Here is a 20,819-nt window from a genome sequence, read left to right on the forward strand (position 1 = left end):
AGAATCGCTGCGAATGCAGAAACGCGCGCACCTGTTGCAGCGGCTCGAAACCCTACTTTCCGATCCCCCAGTAGCGCCAGGGCAGAAACCACCGATATCGCCCTTCGAGCCTTTCCGGCACATTGTCGATGCCATGCGTTCCGCCTGGCCCGCAGCGCATGAACCGGAACGCTCCCATCCATCCGCCTGCCCACAACCCATGCCGCGCGATCGCCTCATAGGCGTATTCGGAACAGGTCGGCATATGCCGGCAGGTGTTGCCGACAAAACCTGAAAGCGTCAGTTGATAAAGCCGCACCAGTCCGATGCCGAAAAGCCGAGTTGGCGTTTTCGGCCACGGGCCGGAATAGTTGCGGCCTTGCCGTGCTGGCGGCTTGTGTGAATCGTGCAAGCGAAATCCCAAATGGTCCTGCTGCCAAGATAAGGATTTCGGTCAGGTTTTCGAGGCCATCGAATGATTTCCCGTCGGCCGCGTTGTCAACCACGACTGAACAGTGAGTAGAGGTTGTTCAATTTGCGCAGTGGCGCGGCCTATCCTATTTATCGCCCAACCAACCCATGCTTGCCGAAGACCCGGCCAAGCGCCTCTCGCGACCGGCTACCGCCGGATTTCCCGCGGATCGAGACTGACAATGAGCAAGACCATCGAATTCGGCATGGACACATTCGGCGATGTCACCGTCGGGTCTGACGGCCAGTTGCTGCCGCAGGCGCAAGTCATCCGCAACGTACTGGACGAAGCCGTCCTTGCCGACGAAGTTGGTGTCGATTTCATCGGCGTTGGTGAGCATCACCGCTCCGATTTCGCCGTTTCCGCACCGGAAGTTCTGCTGGCGGGCATCGCCACCAGGACAAAGCGCATCAAGCTCGGCTCGGCGGTGACCGTGCTCTCGTCCGATGACCCGATCCGCGTCTTCGAACGGTTCTCCACGGTCAACGCGCTTTCCAACGGCCGCGCCGAGGTCATTCTGGGTCGCGGTTCGTTTACCGAATCCTTCCCGCTGTTCGGCTTCAAGCTCAACGACTACGAGGCGCTTTTCGAGGAGAAGCTCGACCTGTTCGCGGCCCTTCTCACCAACGGTCCGGTGACCTGGCAGGGCAAGATGCGGCCGCCGCTGCAGGACGTCACGGTCTATCCGCAGATCGAGACCGGCAAGCTCAGCGCCTGGATCGGCGTCGGCGGCAGCCCGGAATCGGTTATCCGTTCCGTGCGTTACAGCATTCCGATGACGCTGGCGATCATCGGCGGCGATCCGAAACGCTTCCTGCCCTTCGTCGATCTCTACAAGCGCGCGCAGGCTCAGCTCGGCGGCGACGCGATGCCGCTTGGCGTCCACTCGCCGGGTTATGTCGCCGAGACCGACGAGCAGGCGCGCGAGGAGCTTTGGCCCGGCTACAAGGCGATGCATGACAGGATCGGCCGCGAGCGCGGCTGGCCGGCGACGACGAAGGAAGGCTTCCTCGGCGAGATCGAGCGTGGCTCCACCTATGCCGGTTCGCCCGAAACCGTGGCCCGGAAGATCGCCGCGACCGTCAGGGCTCTCGGGGCCGATCGCTTCGACCTCAAATACTCGTCGGGAACGACGTCGCACGAGAAGATGATGAAGAGCATCGAACTCTACGGCACCAAGGTCATTCCGATGGTGAGGGAGCTTTTGGCGGAAAAGGACGAAGCAGCTTAGGCGGCATTTTTCCGGAAAGGACGAGGCGGCTCAGGCCGCCTTTTCTTCTGCCTGCTTCTTTTCGATCTGGCCGATGGCGTCGACCACGGCGTCGAAGGTCAGCATGGTCGAGGCGTGGCGCGCCTTGTAGTCGCGCACCGGCTCAAGGTATTTGAGGTCGGCGAAGCGGCCTTGCGGCGGCGCGCCGTTCTCCTTCAGCATTTTCAGCATTGCCTCGCGCACCGCGCGCAGTTCTTCCGCATTCGCGCCCACGACATGACGCGCCATGATCGAGGACGACGCCTGGCCGAGCGCGCAGGCCTTCACCTCATGGGCGAAATCCGTCACCACGCCGTCCTTCATGCTGAGATCGATGGTCACCGTCGAACCGCAAAGCTTGGAATGCGCCTTGGCGCTGGCGTCCGGATGCTCCAGCCTGCCGATCCGTTCGATGTTTCCGGCAAAACCAAGTATTTTCGCATTATAGACGTCGTCGATCATTATTTTCCGATCCGCTGCCGCAAGCCGAACAAGCTTTACCGCAAGCGGCCTTTCATTCGCTCGGCATGACCATATATAATGATGACTGCCCGGTATCGACAAGGCGACAGCAAAGCCTGTACTGCCGGACCAGTTCACGTCGCTTTCGGGCTCGAATTTTCCGACACCCAGGAGGCCGTGGTCCGTTCAACTCGTTCCTCCAGCGAGGGGAACTACGGGAGACGCGCTAATGGATGCCGTGTTCAAGAAAATCATGCCCCAGTCCGCCTACATGGACAAGCCGGTCACCGACCGCCCCAGCCAGGAGGAAGTCGAGGCCGCTGTGCGCACGCTGATCCGCTGGACCGGCGACAATCCCGACCGCGAAGGCTTGTTGGACACGCCTCAGCGCGTGGCCAAGGCATACCGGGAAATGTTCGGCGGCTATGACAAATGCCCGGCTGACGAGCTTGGCCGCACCTTCGAGGAAGTCGCCGGCTACGACGATCTCGTGCTGGTCAAGGACATCCAGTTCCACTCGCATTGCGAGCACCACATGGTGCCAATCATCGGCAAGGCGCATGTCGGCTATCTGCCGGACGGCAAGGTCGTCGGCCTGTCGAAGATCGCCCGCGTCGTCGATATTTTCGCCCATCGCCTGCAGACCCAGGAAGCGATGACCGCGCAGATCGCCAGCGTCATCCAGGACGTGCTCAATCCCCGCGGCGTCGCCGTGATGATCGAGGCCGAGCATATGTGCATGGCCATGCGCGGCATCCGCAAGCAGGGTTCCACCACGCTCACCTCGACGTTCACCGGCGTCTTCCGGGATTCGCCGGAGGAGCAGGTGCGCTTCGTGACCATGGTTCGCGGCAGCGCTGGCTGAGCGCAGGAAAAGCAGAACATCCATGTCGGCAATCGAATTCGCAACCCCTTCCGCGAACAAGGCTTCGCTGGAAGAAGGCGCCGTCTTCTCGCCGCGCTTCGACGCGGCCGGGCTTGTGACTGCCGTTGTCACGGATGCCGATGAAGGCGGATTGCTCATGGTCGCGCATATGAACGCCGAAGCGCTGGCGCTCACGCTCGAAACCGGCATCGCCCACTACTGGTCCCGCTCGCGCGGCGAAATCTGGAAAAAGGGCGAGACATCGGGAAACTTGCAGCAGGTCGTCGAGATGCGCACCGACTGCGATCAGGACGCCATCTGGCTGCGCGTTAAAGTCTCGGGTCACCATGCAACCTGTCACACCGGCCGGCGTTCATGTTTCTATCGGACAGTAGGGCTGACTGACGGCAAGGCGACGCTGGTCGATGACGGCAGCAATCCCATGTTCGACGCCAAGGAAACCTATCGAAAAATACCGTGAACCCGTCTGCCCCAATCTCACCACACAGATTCATGATTTCGATACGGCACTGCGTTAGACTTGTGGCGAGACGAGGGAGAATGTGATGCTCGAATGGGCGTCATTGCTGAGCAAGACCGATGTTCGGGAGGCCAACGGCCATTCCTCTCCCGGCGGCACAGCCGATTCCGGGCCTTTCAGGAAAGCCGGCATTTCGCTGGCGCTCGGCGGCGGGTGCGCCCGAGGCTGGGCGCATATCGGCGTCCTGCGCGCGCTGGACGAGGCCGGCATCGAGATTTCGATGATCGCCGGAACGTCGATCGGCGCGCTGGTCGGCGGCTGCTATCTTGCCGGCAAGTTGGATGAGCTCGAGGAATTCGCCCGCAGCCTGACCAAGCGGCGCATCTTCGGGTTGCTCGATTTCCGCTTTGGCGGAAATGGTCTGCTGGGTGGCCTGAAGCTCGACGCCCGGCTGCGCGAACACATGTCCGGCATCCGTTTCGAGGATCTCCCAAAGCCTTTCGTCTGCGTCGCCGCGGAAATCCGCACCGGCCACGAAATCTGGCTGTCGAACGGCTCGTTGGTGACGGCCATGCGCGCTTCCTACGCGCTACCCGGCGTGTTTGAACCGGTCAAAGTCAATGGCCGCATCCTGATGGATGGCGCCTTGGTCAATCCGGTCCCGGTTTCGGTCTGCCGCGCCTATGAGCAGCAATTGGTGGTGGCGGTGAACCTGCACTACGATCTGTTCGGCCGCGCAGCCGTCATCAAGCACAATGCCGGCGAACTGACCGTCGAGAAGGATGCGCCCGCCGCGGCGATACCCGGCCGGCAGGTGCATGAAACCAAGCTCGGCATCACCGGCGTCATGGTCGAGGCCTTCAACATCATTCAGGATCGCATCTCGCGCGCTCGTCTCGCCGGCGACCCGCCGGACATGTCGCTGCAGCCGAAGCTCAGCCACATCGGCCTGACCGAGTTCCATCGCGCCGACGAAGCGATCAGATTGGGCTACGAAAGCACCATGGTCCATATCGCCGAACTGAAGCGGCTGCAGGAAGTGCTCGTCTAGCATCTTCCAGAAAGCGGTTCAGGCCAATGCCGCATCGACGATGCGGAACTGCACCGAGCGGTTGCCGTTCCAGTAGTTGCCGGACAGCGAGCCTGCGACATGCAGCATGTTTCCCCGGTTCTTGAACAGGAAATCGCCAAGCGGCGTATCGACCGCGCGGAACGCCATAGCCTGGACACGCCCGCCGCCTTCCGACGTCAAGCCAATGCGCAGATGGTTGGTCCCCACCGGGCGCACATCGGCCAGTCGGTGGCGCGGCAGCACGAACAGCGGCTGAACATGACCGGTACCGAAAGGCCCTGCCTTCTCCAGCGCATCCAAAAGGTCGATGGTCGCGCCCTCCGCCGCCAAGGCTCCGTCGATGAGCAGACTTTCCTCGTCCTGCAGCCGGAAAATGTCCGCCGCGGCGCGTTCCTCGAAGAAGGCCCGCAGCGCCCCCAGCCTCTCACGCTCGACAGTGATGCCGGCCGCCATGGCGTGCCCTCCGCCCTTGACGATCAGGCCGGCATCGGCGGCTTCGCGCACCAGACGGCCGAGATCGAATCCCGGCACCGACCGGCCCGATCCGGTGCCGACACCGTTGGCATTGAAGGCGATGGCGAAGGCCGGCCGCCGCGCATGGTCCTTCAGCCGCGAAGCGATCAGCCCGACGATGCCCGGATGCCAGTTCGAACTTGCGGTTACCACGATGGCTGGGCCGTTGCCCCCGGCCAGTTCAGCTTCCGCCTCGGCGCGCGCCTCCGCCAGCATCGCCTGCTCCATGGCCTGGCGTTCCTGGTTCAACCTGTCCAGCGTCTCGGCGATGGTGCGGGCCTCGACAGGATCATCGGTGGCCAGCAACCGGCTGCCCAACGCCGCGTCGCCGATGCGGCCACCGGCATTGATGCGCGGCCCGATCAGGAACGACAGGTGAAAGACGCTGATCGGCTCGCCAATGCGAGACACCTGCGCCAACGCCGCCAGGCCGGCATTCTTCTGCTGGCGGATCGCCAGAAGCCCTTTGACGACGAAGGCGCGGTTGACGCCGGTGAGCGGCACGACATCGCAGACAGTCGCCAGCGCCACCAGGTCCAGCAGCGACAACAGATCCGGCTGCGTGGCGTCCGGTAGTCTGCCCCGCAGGATCTTGGCCGTCTGCACCAGTGTCAGGAACACGACCCCGGCGGCGCACAGATGCCCTTGCCCCGACAGATCGTCCTCCCGGTTTGGATTGACGATCGCGTCGGCCGCGGGCAGCGCCCCGCCGACCTGGTGATGGTCCAGCACCACGACATCGGCGCCGGCCTCTTTCGCCGCGTCGATGGCAGCGGCGCTGTTGGTGCCGCAATCGACCGTCACGATCAGCTGCGCGCCGCGCGCGACGAGATCCCGCATGGCGTCGGGGTTGGGCCCATAGCCTTCGAAGATGCGGTCGGGAATGTAGATTTCGCTGGCGATCGAGAAATGCGCCAGGAAACGCTTTAGCAGCGCCGACGAGGCGGCGCCGTCGACATCATAGTCGCCGAATATTGCGACCTTCTCGCCGCGAACGACGGCGTCGGCGATGCGCCCAGCCGCTTTTTCCATATCCGTCAGCGAGGAAGGGTCGGGCAGCAACTCCCGGATCGTTGGATCGAGGAAGCGCGCCGTGTCCATAGCCAGCACCCCGCGTCCGGCGAGCACGCGCGCGACGATATCCGGCACGCCGTGGCCCTGAGCGATGGCAAGCGCCGCCATGTCCTGCCGCTCCGTCAGACGATGCACCCACGCGACGCCCGTCGCCGAGCGCCGCACGTCCAGAAAGAAACGCCGGTCTCCCGTCATCGGTGCCCATTCATTCGCGGTGTCGTGCAGACAACTCTCATCCTCCGCACTATGCGACGGCCGGGCACAAGAAATCAAAATTTTTCAAGGCTTTGCCGTCAGCCGGCGCGCTCGATACGGATGACCTGCGGCTTGTCGATCAGATGGCCGTCCCTGGTGATGCCGTCAACCGCCTTGCGCACCGCCGCTTCCGTCGTCTCGTGCGTCACCAGAATCACCGTCTTGCGGTCGGTCTCTTCGGCGCCGACGGAATGCTGCACGATCGATTCCAGCGAAATGTCGTTGTCGGCCATGCGCTTGGCGACGGCTGCGAACACGCCGACACGGTCATGCATGGTCAGCCGGATGAAATAGCCGCCGGCATGGCTGCGCATCTGCGCCTTCTTGTAAGGGCGCAACTCCTTCGCCGGACGGCCGAATACCGGGCCGTGCTGGAAACCGGGGCGGCTCTTGGCGATGTCGGCGATGTCGCCCACGACGGCGGACGCCGTCGCATTGCCGCCGGCGCCGGGACCGGACAGCAGCAGTTCGCCCAGAATGTCGGTCTCGATCGCCACCGCGTTGGTGACGCCATGAACCTGCGCGATCACCGAAGCGGTCGGCACCATGGTCGGATGCACGCGCTGCTCGATGCCGCTGTCCGTCCGCTGCGCGACGCCGAGCAGCTTGATACGGTAGCCGAGTTCGCCCGCCGCGCGGATATCGGCCTGCGTGATGTTGGAAATGCCTTCGAGATAGATGTCGTCGGCAGCGATTTTCGTGCCGAAGGCAAGACTGGTGAGGATCGACAGCTTGTGCGCCGTGTCGTTGCCCTCGATGTCAAATGTCGGATCGGCCTCGGCATAGCCCAGCCGCTGCGCGTCCTCCAGGCAGGCCTCGAACGTCAGGCCCTCGGCTTCCATACGGGTCAGGATATAGTTGCAGGTGCCGTTGAGGATGCCGAACACGCGGTTGACGCTGTTGCCGGCCATCGCCTCGCGCATCGTCTTGATGACCGGAATGCCGCCAGCCACCGCAGCTTCGTAGTTGAGCAGAACGCCCTTCTTCTCGGCGATTTCGGCGAGCGCGACGCCATGGCGCGCCAGCAGCGCCTTGTTGGCGGTGACGACATGGCGACCGGCTTCCAGCGCCGCCTTCACGGAAGCCCGCGCCGGCCCCTCGTCGCCGCCGATCAGTTCGACGAAGACGTCGATGTCGCCGGACTGCGCCAGCTTGACCGGATCTTCGAACCATTGCGCGCCGGAGAGATCGACGCCGCGGTCACGCCTGGCGTCGCGCGCCGAAACCGCCGTCACCGTCACCGGCCGGCCGCACTGGCGCGTCAGCTCGGCCGCCTTGTCCCGCAGGACGCGGGCTACCGAGGCCCCAACGGTGCCGAGGCCGGCGATCCCGACACGCAACGCTTCGGTCATGTAAGCCCCCAGTCAGTTCTGATTAAATCCGGCGAACAGCCTCAGCGATGCGCGGCCAGCGGCACCACATTGTTCGGCTGCTTTGCGCTGGTGGCGAGGAATTTCTTGATGTTCCGCGCCGCCTGGCGGATGCGGTGCTCGTTCTCGACGAAAGCCAAACGCACATAGTCGTCGCCATGTTCGCCGAAGCCGACGCCCGGCGCCACCGCGACGTCCGCATGCTCGATCAGCAGCTTGGAATATTCCAGCGAGCCGAGATGTTTGAACTGCTCCGGGATCGGCGCCCAGGCGAACATCGAGGCAGCCGGCGCGGGAATCGTCCAGCCAGCGCGGCCGAAGGCTTCGACCATGGCGTCACGGCGGCGGTGATAGATCTCGCGCACTTCGGCGACATCCGCGCCGTCGCCGTTCAAGGCCGCCGTCGCGGCTACCTGGATCGGCGTGAACGCGCCATAGTCGAGATAGGACTTGACCCGCGTCAGAGCCGAGATCAGCCGTTCGTTGCCGACGGCGAATCCCATGCGCCAGCCCGGCATCGAGAACGTCTTCGACATCGAGGTGAATTCCACCGCTATATCCATCGCGCCCGGAACCTGCAGCACCGAGGGCGGCGGGTTCCCGTCGAAATAAATCTCGGAATAGGCGAGATCGGACAGGATGATGATGTCGTTCTTCTTGGCGAAGGCGACGACGTCCTTGTAGAAATCCAGCGATGCCACCAGCGCCGTCGGGTTGGACGGATAATTCAGGATCAGCGCCAGCGGCTTCGGAATGGAGTGGCGGATGCCGCGCTCCACCGCCGGGATGAACTTGTCGTCCGGCTCGACCTGCAGCGAGCGGATGACGCCGCCCGACATGATGAAGCCGAAGGCATGGATCGGATAGGTCGGATTCGGGCACAGGATCACATCGCCGGGCGCGGTGATGGCCTGCGCCATATTGGCGAAGCCTTCCTTCGAGCCAAGGGTCGCCACGACCTGCGTATCGGGGTTGAGCTTCACGCCGAAACGACGGGCATAATAGTTCGCCTGCGCCCGGCGCAGTCCGGGAATGCCGCGTGAGGAAGAATAGCGGTGTGTCCGCGGATCGCGCACGACCTCGCACAGCTTGTCGACAATCGCTTTCGGCGTCGGCAGATCGGGATTGCCCATGCCAAGGTCGATGATGTCTGCGCCGCGCGAACGGGCGCTGGCCTTCAGCCGGTTGACCTGCTCGAAAACATACGGCGGAAGCCGGCGGACCTTGTGAAATTCTTCCATGTCAGTTCCAGGCGATGGGAGGCGTTATCCAGGGTCAGGATTTAGCCGCGCGATATATACTTATTTGCACGTCGGGTCGAGGGCGGCATCGCAGTTGCTCTCGATCTGCTTGAGCGCATCCCTGGCGTGATTTTTCGCGAGCTTGTTCATCTCCGCCGTATCGCCGGGCGGCGGAGCAGCGCCGCCGCTGCCCTGCGCCTGCTGGCGGTCAGAGGCCAGCTCAGACATTTTGGATGCTCTTTGCGCAGCGGTGAACTGGGTGCTCGCCGGCTTCGGCACGATGTTCAGATTGGGAAAGCTTCCGGTGTTCTTCGGTCCGGCTTCCAGAGATTGCGCCGCGCTGTCCTCGCCGCTCGTGCTCGAACATCCGCTGATGGCGACCAGCCCCACCATCGCAACGGTGCGGCAAAAGTTCCCGGAAACCGAAAAAAGAGGCCAACCAATACTATGTGTCATATTGTTTTCCCGTCGGCCGAATAGAGCGCGTTGGACCCTATTCGGCATCGCATGGTAATATGTCAAGAAAACGCTTCCAGAGGAACAGCGTCCATCATGTCCAAAACATCCGATTCGGACAAAACGGAAGCATCCGAAACTTCGTCTGTCGAGCAATATCTGGTCAAGGACCCGGAGCGCTTCGCGCTGAACATGGCCCGCATGATCGAGCAGGCCGGCAAGGCCGCCTCGGCATGGGCCCAACCGCGCGAGAAAGGCGAGGCCCGCGACCATGTCGCCGAGCCCATGACCGATATGGTCAAGACCTTCTCGAAGCTGACGGAATACTGGCTGGCCGACCCGCAGCGCGCGCTCGAGGCGCAGACGCGGCTGTTTTCGGGCTATATGGGCGTATGGGCCGGGGCCGTTCAGCGCCTTGGCGGCGATGCCGATGCCGAGCCGCAGAACCCGGTGCAACCCGAACGCGGCGACCGCCGCTTCCAGGACCCCGAATGGGCCAAAAACGCCTTTTTCGACTTCCTCAAGCAGACCTATCTCGTCACCGCGCGCTGGGCTTCGGACCTGGTAGAGCACGCTGACGGCCTGGACGAACACACCCGCCACAAGGCCGGCTTCTACGTCAAGCAGGTCACCAACGCCATTTCGCCGTCGAATTTCATTCTCACCAATCCCGAGATCTTCCGTGAGACGGTGGCCTCGAACGGCGAGAACCTGGTGCGCGGCATGAAGATGCTGGCCGAGGATATCGCCGCCGGCAAGGGCGATTTGAAGCTCAGGCAGGCCGATTATTCCCGCTTCGAGATCGGCAAGAACATCGCCGTGAGTTCCGGAAAGGTCGTCGGCCGCAGCGACGTGGCCGAGATCATCCAGTACGATCCGACAACCGAGACGGTGCTCAAGCGGCCGCTGCTCATCTGCCCGCCATGGATCAACAAGTTCTACATTCTCGACCTCAATCCGGAAAAATCGTTCATCCGCTGGGCGGTCGACCAGGGCCACACGGTCTTCGTCATCTCCTGGATCAATCCCGACGAACGCCACGGAACCAAGGGCTGGGAAGCCTACATTCGCGAAGGCCTGCAATACGGGCTCGACATAGTCGAAAAGACGACGGGCGAGAATGAGGTCAACGCGATCGGCTATTGCGTCGGCGGCACGCTGCTGGCGGCGGCGCTGGCGCTTCTGGCGCAGGAAGGCGACCATCGCATCCGCTCGGCCACCTTCTTCACCACGCAGGTCGATTTCACCTATGCCGGCGATCTAAAGGTCTTTGTCGATGAGGAGCAGATCGCCGCTCTCGAACAGGCGATGAGCGAAAAGGGCTTTCTGGACGGCACCAAGATGGCCACCGCCTTCAACATGTTGCGGTCGGGCGACCTGATCTGGCCTTATGTCATCAACAATTACATGCGCGGCAAGGATCCCCTGCCCTTCGACCTTCTCTACTGGAACGCCGACTCCACCCGCATGAGCGCCGCCAACCATTCCTACTATCTGCGCAACTGCTATCTGGAGAACAATCTGGCCAATGGGCGCATGGAACTCGCCGGCCGCACCGTTTCGCTCGCCGACATCACCATCCCTGTCTACAACCTCGCCTCGAAGGAAGATCACATCGCGCCGGCGAAGTCGGTCTTCCTCGGCTGCCGGTACTTTGGCGGCGACGTTCAGTACGTCATGGCCGGGTCCGGCCATATCGCCGGCGTCGTCAACCCGCCCGGCTTGAAGAAATACCAGTACTGGACCGGCGGACAGCCCGAGGGTGCTTTCGAAGATTGGGTTACCGCGGCAGCTGAACACCCGGGTTCCTGGTGGCCTCACTGGCAGAAATGGATCGAAGCCAGGGACGACAAGCGGGTTCCCGCGCGCGAGCCCGGCAAGCATTTGAAAACACTGGGAAATGCGCCCGGCGATTATGTCAGGACGCGTGTGTAACAGACTGTAATGTCTGGTGAGTTGACCTCAGCGCTAAAGCGAGCGAAATGGTTACGTCAACTGCCAAGTTGATGGAATCCTTTGTTCGCGTACGATTCCGTCCAAGGCTTGCGCATTTGACACAGGTCTCCTTTCCGGGCCCGGTGACACGATTGACAGGCGCGGGGGCGCAAGCGCCGCATCAATCATTTTCGGGACGGAATAGCGAGGGGGAATTTGGTTTTGAAATCAAGAGGATCGCGTTTCGCGAGGGGGGAGTGCCGCGCTGTTGCGGCAGCACTTTTCTCTGTGCTTCTCGCGTCCTGCACCTCCACCACCGATCCAACGCTTTCCGTAGGCATGGCCGGCTACAACGCCAAGCCGGGCGATATAGCGGCCGCCTCGGCCTCCGCCCAGACCCAGGACCTTGATTCGTCAGCGCCGGCTGCCCCCCAGCCTCTGATGAGCGCCGAAGGCAGCACTGAACTGCCGGTGCAGGTCGCTTATCTGCCGACGTCGAAGCCAGATGCCGGTTTCCCGGCGGTCGCGTCGCCGGATGGCGCACAGGCAATCGGCGAAAAGCTCCCGCAGGCGCTACAGCCGCAATTGCAGACCGCCGCGCAGACAACAGAGGCCGCCGCAAAAATCGCAGCCGGCGATGCCGCGGCAACCGCGCCGAAGAAAGCTGAAACGGAAACCGCAGCGGCAGCGCCCACCGGCGAGAGCCAGGTTTATGTGACCGCCGGCGAAATGCCTTCCCAGCCGATAGCGCCAAAGAAGAAGGGCTTCCTGGCTTCCTTGTTCGGCGCGACCCCGGCGCAGGCGGCTCCGGCTCCACAGCCCAAGACGCCCCCGAAACCTGCACAAGAGAACATCGCCAACGACGACGAGCCGGCGAAACCGCTCATCACGCTGGCATCCGCCTCGTCTTCGCAAAAGCCGCTGGCGCTGGCTTCAGTAGGGTCCGGAATCGGTTCCGATTCGCTGCCGGGCGTGCGCCAGACCGCGCTATTCGAAATCCGCCGCAAATCCGGCATCGACGACGACAGCGACGTCGATCTCAATGAGGATGAAGGCGGCGCCTATCAGGTGGCATCCGCCGCCGGCCTAGCCCGCCTTGCTCCCAATGGCCTGCTGAAGCAGACGGAAGGCGTCGATGTCGCCTGCCTGAAGCCGTCGCTCGTGCGCGTGCTCAAATTGATCGAGGGTCACTACGGCAAGAAGCTTGTTGTGACGTCCGGTTACCGCAATCCCGACCGCAACCGGCGCGCCCGCGGCGCGAAGAACTCGCTGCATATGTATTGCGCCGCCGCCGACGTGCAGGTGCCGGGCGTCGGCAAATGGGAACTGGCGAGCTACCTGCGCACCATGCCGGGACGGGGCGGCGTCGGCACCTATTGCCACACCAATTCCGTGCACGTGGATGTCGGCCCCGAGCGCGATTGGAACTGGCGCTGCCGGCGCCGGAAATAGCCTGCAAAAAAGTTGTCTTTCCGGCGGGAGAACGGGTTGCCGGGCGCGCGCAACGCAACTATAACCCGCTTCGTTCAGCTGCGCCCATCGTCTAGCGGTTAGGACACCGCCCTTTCACGGCGGTAACAGGGGTTCGATTCCCCTTGGGCGTACCAACTCTCCAAGCAAATATTCAGCGTCCCAAACGGGGACAACGCATTTCGCTAGACACGAAGGCGATGCCCGGTCTCCTTTTCACGATGGACACCCTGCAGGTGCATCTCGGGCGCCAGAATACCGCTGACCCTGCAAAAGGCGGAAAAGGCGCGACATGCGTCTTCGGCCCCGGTGACGCCCACCGACGCACCAAAGCAGGCGTTGAAGGCGGCCTGGTAGAGCGGGCCCTGGCGTCCTGACGGCCACTCGCTCAGGATTTCCAGAGCCTGATCCACGCCGTAGACTTCCTCAACGGGTTGCCCATCCGACAACTTCACCCGCACAGGAATGGCAAATTGCAGTTCGTCCATTTCAAATCTCCGGACCAGCGGCCTCAGATCGAGGCAACGCCGGCGGCGGTTTAAGGTTGCAAGGGGATTGGTCCATCCATGGCTCCGAATTGTGTCGCGACTGCGGTATCGGGGCTTGATCTTTCGGCAATTCACAAGGTATCGCCGCCCCCGATCCGGCACAGTCGAAACCGCACAAAACGCCGTGATCGGTGGCAGAGCAGGTTCTGAAGGGCACTTATTGCTTGAACAGCGCCGGTTCAGATGCCAAATCTGCCTTTCACGATCTTGGACCCTCAATGACGACCTATCTCGACGCAGCCGCCGCGCCTCTTCGCAACACCGGACAAATCCGTCTTTACGACGAGGCGGCCTTCGCCGGCATGCGCAAGGCCTGCCAGCTCACCGCCCGTTGCCTGGATGAACTGGCCGCCATGGTGCAGCCCGGCGTGACCACCAATGCGATCGACCGCTTTGTCTTCGAATACGGCATGGACCATGGCGCGCTGCCCGCCACGCTCAACTATCGCGGCTATACGAAGTCGTCCTGCACCTCGATCAACCACGTCGTCTGCCACGGCATCCCGGACGACAAGCCGCTGCGCGAAGGCGATATCGTCAACATCGACGTGACCTATATTCTGGACGGTTGGCACGGCGATTCCAGCCGCATGTATCCGGTCGGGACGATCAAGCGCGCCGCCGAACGGCTTCTGGAAGTCACGCATGAATGCCTGATGCGCGGCATCGCCGCCGTGAAGCCAGGCGTCCGCACCGGCGCCATCGGCGCTGCGATCCAGTCCTATGCCGAGGGCGAACGCTGCTCGGTGGTGCGCGACTTCTGCGGCCACGGCGTCGGCCTGCTGTTCCACGATGCGCCGAACATCCTGCACTATGGCAGCACCCATGAGGGCGTCGAGATGCGCCCGGGCATGATTTTCACCATCGAGCCGATGATCAATCTCGGCCGTCCGCATGTGAAGGTCCTGTCGGACGGCTGGACGGCTGTCACAAGGGACCGTTCGCTGTCGGCTCAGTATGAGCACACCGTTGGCGTCACATCGACAGGCTGCGAGGTGTTCACGCTGTCGCCCGGTGGCCTGGACCGCCCCGGCCTTCCCGGCTGACGCGAGCCGAGGCTTCGCTGGCAGAATCCTCATTTGAAAAATGCGCGGCCGGCATTTCACTGCCACCTCGACTTGGCTTATCATTCGCTCGGGGCGGGAGCAGGACAAGTGGGCGAAGACAAAAGGCGGGGGCTGGCGGAGCAGGCGCTTCCGCTGCTCGACAAGAACAAGACCGGGCGAGACGACGCCGAAGGCGGCAGGCCGCATTATCTCGGCCATCGCGACCGGCTGCGCGAACGTTTTTCCGCCGCCGGCCATGCCGCCCTGCCCGATTACGAACTGCTGGAACTGCTGCTTTTCAGGCTGATACCCCGCGCCGACACCAAACCGGTCGCCAAGGCGCTGCTTGCCCGTTTCGGCACGCTGGCGGAGGTTCTGGGCGCGCCGGAAACGCTCCTGCGGGAGGTGAAGGGGATCGGTCCCGCCGTGGCGCTCGATCTCAAGGTGATTGCGGCTGCCTCTCACCGTATGCTGCGCAGTGAGCTGAAAGACCGTGAAACCCTGTCGTCCTGGACACAGGTCCTCGACTATTGCCGCGCTGCCATGGCCTTCGAGGCGCGCGAGCAGTTCCGCATTCTCTTCCTGGACAAGAAGAACGTGCTGATCGCCGACGAGGTACAGCAGACCGGTACGGTCGACCACACGCCGGTCTATCCGCGCGAGGTCATCAAGCGGGCGCTCGAGCTTTCAGCCACGGCGATCATCCTCGTCCACAACCATCCCTCCGGCGATCCGACGCCGTCGCGCGCCGACATCGACATGACCAGGGAGATCGTCGAGACGGGCAAGCGGCTGGGCATCGCCGTGCACGATCACATCATCATCGGCAAGAAGGGACATGCGTCGATGAAGGGGCTGCTGCTGATCTGACTGGTTCCCCCCTATCCGAGCCACCGGGGAGGCCGGATAAGGGTTAGAATCAAAAAGGCCGCCCTTGGGCGGCCTTTTCACAGTCGATTGTCCGAAATCACTCCGCCTTTTCAGCGGCTTTCTTCTTCGGCGCCGCCTTCTTCTTAGGCTCGCCCGCCTCGGCGTCATCGGCCTTCTTGGCCGCCGCCTTCTTGGCGGGTTTCTTTGCCTTGGTGTCCGTCTCTTCGTCGTCCTCGGCCATCAGCTCTTCCTTGGTCACCTTGTTGTCGGTGACCGAGACCTGGCCGAGCAGATGGTCGACGACCTTCTCCTCGAACATCGGCGCGCGCAGCGTATTGAGCGCCTCCGGGTTGGACCGGTAGAACTCGAACACTTCCTGCTGCTGGTTGCCCGGGAAGCGCCGCACCTGCTCGAACAGGCCGCGCTGCAGTTCCTCGTCGGAAACCGTGACGCCGGCCTTTTCACCGATCTCGGCGAGAACGAGGCCAAGGCGCACGCGACGCTCGGCAAGACGCAGATATTCGGCGCGCGCTTCTTCTTCCGTGGTGTCCTCGTCGGCGAAGGTCTTGCCGGCGGCCTCGAGGTCGCGGTTGACCTGCGCCCAGATGTTGTTGAACTCGGCATCGACCAGCTTGGAAGGCGCTTCGAAGGCGTAGGACGCGTCGAGCTGGTCGAGCAGCTGGCGCTTGACCTTCTGGCGGGTCATGGAGCCGAACTGGTTCTCGATCTGGCCACGCACGACTTCGCGCAGACGCTCGAGCGATTCGAGGCCGAGGGTCTTGGCGGTCTCGTCGTTGATCTCCAGCTTGCCGGGCTTCGCCACTTCCTTGACGGTGACGTCGAAGGTGGCTTCCTTGCCGGCCAGATGCGCCGCCTGGTAGTTCTCAGGGAACGTCACGGTCACGAGCCGCTCGTCGCCGGCCTTGGCGCCGATGAGCTGGTCCTCGAAGCCGGGAATGAATTCCTTCGAGCCGAGCACCAGCGGCTGATCGTTGCCGGCGCCGCCGGAGAATGCTTCGCCGTCGATCTTGCCGACATAGTCGATGGTGACGCGGTCGCCTTCGGCGGCCTTGCCGTCCTTCGGCTCATAGGACCGCGACGATTCAGCAACTCGCTGGACCTGTTCGTCGATCTCGGAGTCCGGCACGTCATAGACGGGGCGGGTCACCTTGATGTCCGAGAAATCCTTGATCTCGATCGGCGGAATGACCTCGTAGTTCAGATGGAATTCGAAATCGGCGCCGCCGGCGAGGATCTTCTCGGCTTCCTTCTCGTCCTCGGTCATGACGACTTCGGGCTGCATGGCGGCTTTCTCGCCCCGGTCCGTGATGATCGAGCGGGCGTCGTTCAAAATCTCGTTGACCACTTCGGCCATGAACGACTTGCCGTAGACCTTGCGCAGGTGCTGCACCGGCACCTTGCCGGGGCGGAAGCCGTTGATGCGAACCTTGTCCTTCGCATCCGAAAGCCGCGCCAGAAGCTTGGCTTCCATATCGCCGGCCGGCACTGTGACCTTGATCTCGCGCTTGAGACCGGAGTTGAGCGTTTCCGTGACCTGCATCATCTAACCTTTGTTTCCAACAATGAGGCAGTTCAACGGCTGCTGCCGTAACCGCCTGCCGGATATCCTGCCGGGAATGGCTTTCGGTGCGGGAACCAGCGCCTGGACCCCTTTTAGGCGGTCCAAATCATCCGGAAAACGCTCCAAAATGTGAATAAGTCTTTGTTTTTCCTACTTCTTTTCACATCTTGCAGAAGCGGATAGTCGCGTCCCGTCACATTCGACCCGCCTTTTGTCACACGCGAGCCCAATTTTCAACCATCTTCGCGCTGCTGCACAGCCCGGTATCCGCGCCGACATTGACAGAATGATGGCCGCATGGGATTGCCGGTGCGGAAGCGGATGTGGCGGAACTGGTAGACGCCCTGGATTTAGGTTCCAGTGCCGAAAGGCGTGGAGGTTCGAGTCCTCTCATCCGCACCATTCCCCATCTCGCGCGAGTTCGCTTCGCTCACCGCTCCGATGGGGCGGCCTGACGGTCGACTGGCGGCCGCCCTTGCGAACCCCTTTGCGTTCGTCGGCTATTGCACGGCTCCGCCTGCTGAAATGAACCAGAATTTCGGGTCGGAACCTCCTAATACATCGGCTCCTCGAAAAGCGTCCTCTCACCATCTACCAGCGCCTTGATCTGCGCTGTGCCGTTGGCCGCGATCGCGGCGCGGATGCCGAATGGCCGCACGCGCATGTCTTTTTCGATCGCCAGCCCTTCGCCCTCCGGCAGATAGAAGCGTTCGATTCCATAGTCGGGCGAGAGGGTCGTGCCGGGCGTCAGTTGCCAGCCGGCTGCGATATGGCCGGCAATATCGGCTTCCTCGGCGCCGGGCGGCGACGACGGCGTGCCCAGCCAGGCGGCGGCAGGACGCCAGTAGCCGTCGTCGGCCTTCTTGATCCGCACCGTAAGCCGGCCGTCGTCGGTCGTCAGTTTGCCTACCGGGACGTCGGCGATCACTTCGACCGGGATGCGCGAGATTTCATAGCTGAGGAAAACATAGTCGCCGCGCAGAAGGTCATGCGGATCGACCGGCTCCACCTTCAGCAGCACCTCCTGCCCGTTGCGCAGGATCGCCGCGCGCCCGGCGATGATCCAGCTCAGGAAGCCGATCTGCACAAGCGCCAGCACCAGCGCCGAAACGATGAGCCCCTTCCCTTTCATGACACCGCTCCCTCGCTGGCAGGGCGAAGCCGCTTTTCGACGCGGATGATGACGATGGCGAGAATGCCCAGGATGACCGCGGCCGCCAAGAAAAAGCCCGCCGTCCCAAGCATGGTCTGCATCGTCTCCGCATAGATGAAGCAGAGCTCGAAGGCGAAGCCGAGATAGGCGACCCAGCGCAGCCTCCGGCTCTCGCGCCCGCCCAGCACGATGGCGGCGGCTATCCCCGCCAGCGCGATAGCAGCCACGGGCACGAAGAGGCCGCTGTCTGACAGTTCGAACTGGATCAGCGCCATGCCGGTCAGGAAGCCGATCAGCCCATGCAGCGGCAGGCGTCCGCCCAGTTGCACGATCCTGTCGACGGGTTCCCGCGCCAGCACTCCAGCGAGGAACAACACGGCGGATATCGCCGCCAGCGCGAAAGACACGCCGGGCAGGCCATTGTCGACGGCGACAAGCACCGCATAGGCGATGAGCGAGAGGATGATGAGATGCCGGGCCGGCTGGCTACGTGTCCAATAGGACAGCCCGAACAACACTGCCACGACGGCTACGAACATATGCGGGAAATCGAAACTGCGAAACAGATTGAACCCGTTGGAGAGCTTGATGAATACCCAGGCGTCGGCGATGCCGACGGCGGCGACCGTCAGGGGATTGGAACGCAGCACGGCGGCGGCAAGAGCCGTGCCGGCGCACCAGGTCAGCATGGCTGACGATTCGTCGCCTGACAGATGATACATCTGGCCGACCAGGGCGATCGACCCGCCAAACGCCGCGACCGCCACGATCCAGAGCGCCTCGCCGATCATCGGGTGACCGCGGGTCTTCAAGAGCGCGCCACCGACATATCCGGCGAGGATGACCGCGAACAGCGACACCACGCGCGCCAATCGTGGAATGAGCTCCCAGTTGGCAGCCACGAGGATCAGCAACGCGGTGGCGAACAGCAGCGCCGCCATCATCGCCAGGATCGAGCCGAAGCTCAGCGACCGGCGTTCACGGCTGTCGATATCGCGGATCATCGCCTGCGCCGTCGCGGCGTCGATCATGCCGGTTTCGGTCCAGCGCGCGATATCCTGCCGCACTTTCGACGAATAGCTCGCCATGCACCCCTCCCTTTGCCACAAACATCATACAGCCCAGGGTCAAAACCCAGAAGCGGTGACGCCCCGATTTGAAATGTATGGAATACGCATCCCCCAACATCAGGCGGGAGCATATGTCAGTCTTACCGTGTCCTCGCCAACAGGATCGATGGAAACAAGCCGAAGCGGCGGGCGCGGGCCGGCAAAGAAAGGCGTGCCGCGACCGAGCACGACGGGGTGGAAATAGAGTCGATACTCATCAATAAGACCAAGTTCGGTCAGGCTCCTTGCTAGCTCCGGTCCCGAAACTGCAATCTCGCCAGTGAGCCGGTCTTTCAGGTCACGCATCACCGCCTCGACGTCATCCGATACAAGTGTTGCATTGGGACCGACGGACTTCAGCGTGCGCGACACAACCCATTTCGGTTGGCTCCGCCACGCCGCTGCGAACTCGTGTTGTTCGGCACTCCACTCAGGACGATCTTCATCCCAATAACGCATGAGTTCGTATATGCGGCGACCATAGACACTGCCGGTCAGGTCGCGCACATGCTCTATCCAATGACGAAAGAGCGCCGGACCGGTCTGCATTTGCAAGTGGTCGACATAGCCGTCCAGGGACTGGTTCATTCCAAAGACGAACTTAGCCATGCTCTCACCCTTCAGGAAAGCCGCCAGATCGGCGGCATGCGCAATAAAGCTGCTGAGACGCGGCTCGGCTAGCGATTCTTTGAGCCGCCCTTTTTCGTTATTTTTGGCTCACTGGCAGGTGAATGGCATAGATATCCCATCCAGCGCAGGTGCCAAGGTCTCGCAAGCGCTTGATGCTACGACAAATTTCACCCCTGCCGGATCAGAGCAAAGCCGTTAATGCTGCATTGCACAAAACGCAATGCTGCCATGCACCAATAGCGCTTTTAAATCGATATGAGCGCACTTACCTTCTGATCATTCGGAAAGACAAGACAATCCGAAAGAAAGACGAAACGAGCACTGAGATGAACCTGATCCGCAATTACCGCAACTGGCGGCGCTATATGGAGACCGTCTCCGAGCTGCGCCAACTGAGCAATCGCGAGTTGAGTGACCTCGGCATCAGCCGCGGCGACATTCCTTACGTAGCCCGCAAGAGTTCCTGAATCCGGTCGATGGACCGGAGTTTTTGAGAAGAGATACTGAAATGAACCTGATCCGCAACTACCGCAATTGGCGCGTCTACCGCGACACGGTGAACGAACTGGGTCGCCTGTCCAACCGCCAGCTTCATGATCTTGGCCTCGTCCGCGACGAGATCAAGCAGGTCGCCCGCAAGGGTCTCTAACGGAATTTCGTCAGCGTCGACCTCCTCCCCGACCTGACGGATACGGTCGATCCTCACCTCCTCCCGGGGATTGACCACCGAAACGGCGCCCGCCGAACCTCCTCCCTCGGCGGGCGTTGTTACCGGAAAGGGTTTCGCCCCCTTCAACGGCGAAAGGAATTTCGTCAAAGCCGACCTCCTCCCCGGCAATGACGAATACGGTCGGTCCTCACCTCCTCCCGGGGATTGACCATCAAAACGATGCCCGCCGGATCCTCCCCCGGCGGGCATTGTTGTTTTTGCTGCTCGCTGTCGCGAAGCGCTTGCGTCGAATTGCATTGTGAATGGCAAGCGATTAT

Annotated in this window: 21 protein-coding genes and 2 tRNA genes; 12 read left to right on the plus strand and 11 right to left on the minus strand. The window is 62.4% G+C overall.

From position 1 onward, the window contains the following. Positions 1-52: 52 nt before the first annotated feature. Positions 53-391 (minus strand): membrane protein insertion efficiency factor YidD, encoded by a 339-nt coding sequence (yidD, locus tag J2X35_RS07175; RefSeq protein WP_310183322.1) that lies wholly within the window; start codon positions 389-391, stop codon positions 53-55. A gap of 241 nt (positions 392-632) precedes the next feature. Between yidD and J2X35_RS07180 the strand changes: the two genes are divergently transcribed. Continuing rightward, complete coding sequence (locus J2X35_RS07180; protein ID WP_310183324.1) at positions 633-1,682, plus strand: LLM class flavin-dependent oxidoreductase; 1,050 nt, start codon at positions 633-635, stop codon at positions 1,680-1,682. Positions 1,683-1,712: 30 nt separating this feature from the next. Here J2X35_RS07180 and J2X35_RS07185 read toward each other — a convergent pair whose 3' ends face one another. Further along, positions 1,713-2,162, minus strand: a complete 450-nt coding sequence (locus tag J2X35_RS07185) for an iron-sulfur cluster assembly scaffold protein (protein ID WP_056109981.1) — start codon at positions 2,160-2,162, stop codon at positions 1,713-1,715. Between the two features lie 229 nt (positions 2,163-2,391). Between J2X35_RS07185 and folE the strand changes: the two genes are divergently transcribed. The 3 genes from folE (at position 2,392) to J2X35_RS07200 (ending at position 4,559) form a co-directional block, all read left to right on the plus strand. After that, positions 2,392-3,027, plus strand: a complete 636-nt coding sequence (gene folE / locus J2X35_RS07190) for a GTP cyclohydrolase I FolE (protein WP_056109983.1) — start codon at positions 2,392-2,394, stop codon at positions 3,025-3,027. Positions 3,028-3,049: 22 nt separating this feature from the next. Next, positions 3,050-3,508 (plus strand): phosphoribosyl-AMP cyclohydrolase, encoded by a 459-nt coding sequence (gene hisI, locus J2X35_RS07195; RefSeq protein ID WP_310183327.1) that lies wholly within the window; start codon positions 3,050-3,052, stop codon positions 3,506-3,508. 85 nt (positions 3,509-3,593) lie between these two features. Next, the gene (locus J2X35_RS07200) at positions 3,594-4,559 is read left to right on the plus strand and encodes a patatin-like phospholipase family protein (RefSeq protein ID WP_310183329.1); all 966 of its coding nucleotides are present in this window, start codon (positions 3,594-3,596) and stop codon (positions 4,557-4,559) included. 18 nt (positions 4,560-4,577) lie between these two features. Here J2X35_RS07200 and recJ read toward each other — a convergent pair whose 3' ends face one another. From recJ to J2X35_RS07220, 4 genes are all read right to left on the minus strand, one after another. Further along, a complete protein-coding gene (recJ, locus tag J2X35_RS07205) occupies positions 4,578-6,362 on the minus strand; it encodes a single-stranded-DNA-specific exonuclease RecJ (RefSeq protein ID WP_310183330.1) in 1,785 nt (594 codons plus the stop codon). Positions 6,363-6,460: 98 nt separating this feature from the next. Next, positions 6,461-7,774, minus strand: a complete 1,314-nt coding sequence (locus J2X35_RS07210) for a homoserine dehydrogenase (RefSeq protein ID WP_310183331.1) — start codon at positions 7,772-7,774, stop codon at positions 6,461-6,463. Between the two features lie 41 nt (positions 7,775-7,815). After that, on the minus strand, positions 7,816-9,033 hold the full coding sequence (locus tag J2X35_RS07215) for an LL-diaminopimelate aminotransferase (protein ID WP_056109994.1): 1,218 nt from the start codon (positions 9,031-9,033) through the stop codon (positions 7,816-7,818). Between the two features lie 60 nt (positions 9,034-9,093). Continuing rightward, positions 9,094-9,426 (minus strand): hypothetical protein, encoded by a 333-nt coding sequence (locus J2X35_RS07220; protein WP_310183333.1) that lies wholly within the window; start codon positions 9,424-9,426, stop codon positions 9,094-9,096. Between the two features lie 159 nt (positions 9,427-9,585). Between J2X35_RS07220 and J2X35_RS07225 the strand changes: the two genes are divergently transcribed. The 3 genes from J2X35_RS07225 (at position 9,586) to J2X35_RS07235 (ending at position 13,031) form a co-directional block, all read left to right on the plus strand. Continuing rightward, on the plus strand, positions 9,586-11,424 hold the full coding sequence (locus J2X35_RS07225; RefSeq protein ID WP_310183334.1) for a class I poly(R)-hydroxyalkanoic acid synthase: 1,839 nt from the start codon (positions 9,586-9,588) through the stop codon (positions 11,422-11,424). A 216-nt stretch (positions 11,425-11,640) separates the two neighbouring features. Further along, positions 11,641-12,876 (plus strand): YcbK family protein, encoded by a 1,236-nt coding sequence (locus J2X35_RS07230; RefSeq protein WP_056110000.1) that lies wholly within the window; start codon positions 11,641-11,643, stop codon positions 12,874-12,876. An 80-nt stretch (positions 12,877-12,956) separates the two neighbouring features. Next, positions 12,957-13,031: transfer RNA gene (locus J2X35_RS07235), tRNA-Glu, on the plus strand. 48 nt (positions 13,032-13,079) lie between these two features. Here the strand turns inward: J2X35_RS07235 and J2X35_RS07240 are convergent. Continuing rightward, a complete protein-coding gene (locus J2X35_RS07240) occupies positions 13,080-13,382 on the minus strand; it encodes a DUF982 domain-containing protein (protein ID WP_056110002.1) in 303 nt (100 codons plus the stop codon). 278 nt (positions 13,383-13,660) lie between these two features. On the opposite strand from J2X35_RS07240, the gene map reads away from it, so the two are divergent. Both map and radC read left to right on the plus strand, forming a co-directional pair. Continuing rightward, entirely contained in the window at positions 13,661-14,488 is an 828-nt protein-coding gene (gene map, locus J2X35_RS07245) for a type I methionyl aminopeptidase (RefSeq protein WP_056110005.1), read from the plus strand. A gap of 153 nt (positions 14,489-14,641) precedes the next feature. Next, complete coding sequence (radC, locus tag J2X35_RS07250; RefSeq protein ID WP_310183757.1) at positions 14,642-15,358, plus strand: DNA repair protein RadC; 717 nt, start codon at positions 14,642-14,644, stop codon at positions 15,356-15,358. 97 nt (positions 15,359-15,455) lie between these two features. On the opposite strand, the gene tig is transcribed toward radC, so the two are convergent. Next, entirely contained in the window at positions 15,456-16,919 is a 1,464-nt protein-coding gene (tig, locus tag J2X35_RS07255) for a trigger factor (RefSeq protein ID WP_310183758.1), read from the minus strand. Positions 16,920-17,257: 338 nt separating this feature from the next. Between tig and J2X35_RS07260 the strand changes: the two genes are divergently transcribed. Beyond that, a tRNA-Leu gene (locus J2X35_RS07260) sits at positions 17,258-17,342 on the plus strand. Between the two features lie 151 nt (positions 17,343-17,493). Here J2X35_RS07260 and J2X35_RS07265 read toward each other — a convergent pair. From J2X35_RS07265 to J2X35_RS07275, 3 genes are all read right to left on the minus strand, one after another. Further along, positions 17,494-18,072, minus strand: coding sequence for a GDYXXLXY domain-containing protein (locus J2X35_RS07265; protein ID WP_310183339.1), 579 nt, complete (start codon positions 18,070-18,072; stop codon positions 17,494-17,496). Then, positions 18,069-19,181 (minus strand): DUF2157 domain-containing protein, encoded by a 1,113-nt coding sequence (locus J2X35_RS07270; RefSeq protein ID WP_310183341.1) that lies wholly within the window; start codon positions 19,179-19,181, stop codon positions 18,069-18,071. The genes J2X35_RS07265 and J2X35_RS07270 overlap by 4 nt, the downstream gene beginning before the upstream one ends. 99 nt (positions 19,182-19,280) lie before the next feature. Then, positions 19,281-19,811 (minus strand): dihydrofolate reductase family protein, encoded by a 531-nt coding sequence (locus J2X35_RS07275; protein WP_310183343.1) that lies wholly within the window; start codon positions 19,809-19,811, stop codon positions 19,281-19,283. Between the two features lie 347 nt (positions 19,812-20,158). Here J2X35_RS07275 and J2X35_RS07280 point away from each other — a divergent pair, with 347 nt between their 5' ends. Together J2X35_RS07280 and J2X35_RS07285 are read left to right on the plus strand one after the other, a co-directional pair. Further along, on the plus strand, positions 20,159-20,299 hold the full coding sequence (locus J2X35_RS07280; RefSeq protein WP_082542397.1) for a DUF1127 domain-containing protein: 141 nt from the start codon (positions 20,159-20,161) through the stop codon (positions 20,297-20,299). Between the two features lie 41 nt (positions 20,300-20,340). Then, on the plus strand, positions 20,341-20,481 hold the full coding sequence (locus J2X35_RS07285; RefSeq protein WP_082542398.1) for a DUF1127 domain-containing protein: 141 nt from the start codon (positions 20,341-20,343) through the stop codon (positions 20,479-20,481). Positions 20,482-20,819: the final 338 nt, after the last annotated feature.

Origin of the sequence: Mesorhizobium sp. BE184, assembly GCF_031457045.1 — a bacterium.
Taxonomy (GTDB): Bacteria; Pseudomonadota; Alphaproteobacteria; order Rhizobiales; family Rhizobiaceae; genus Mesorhizobium.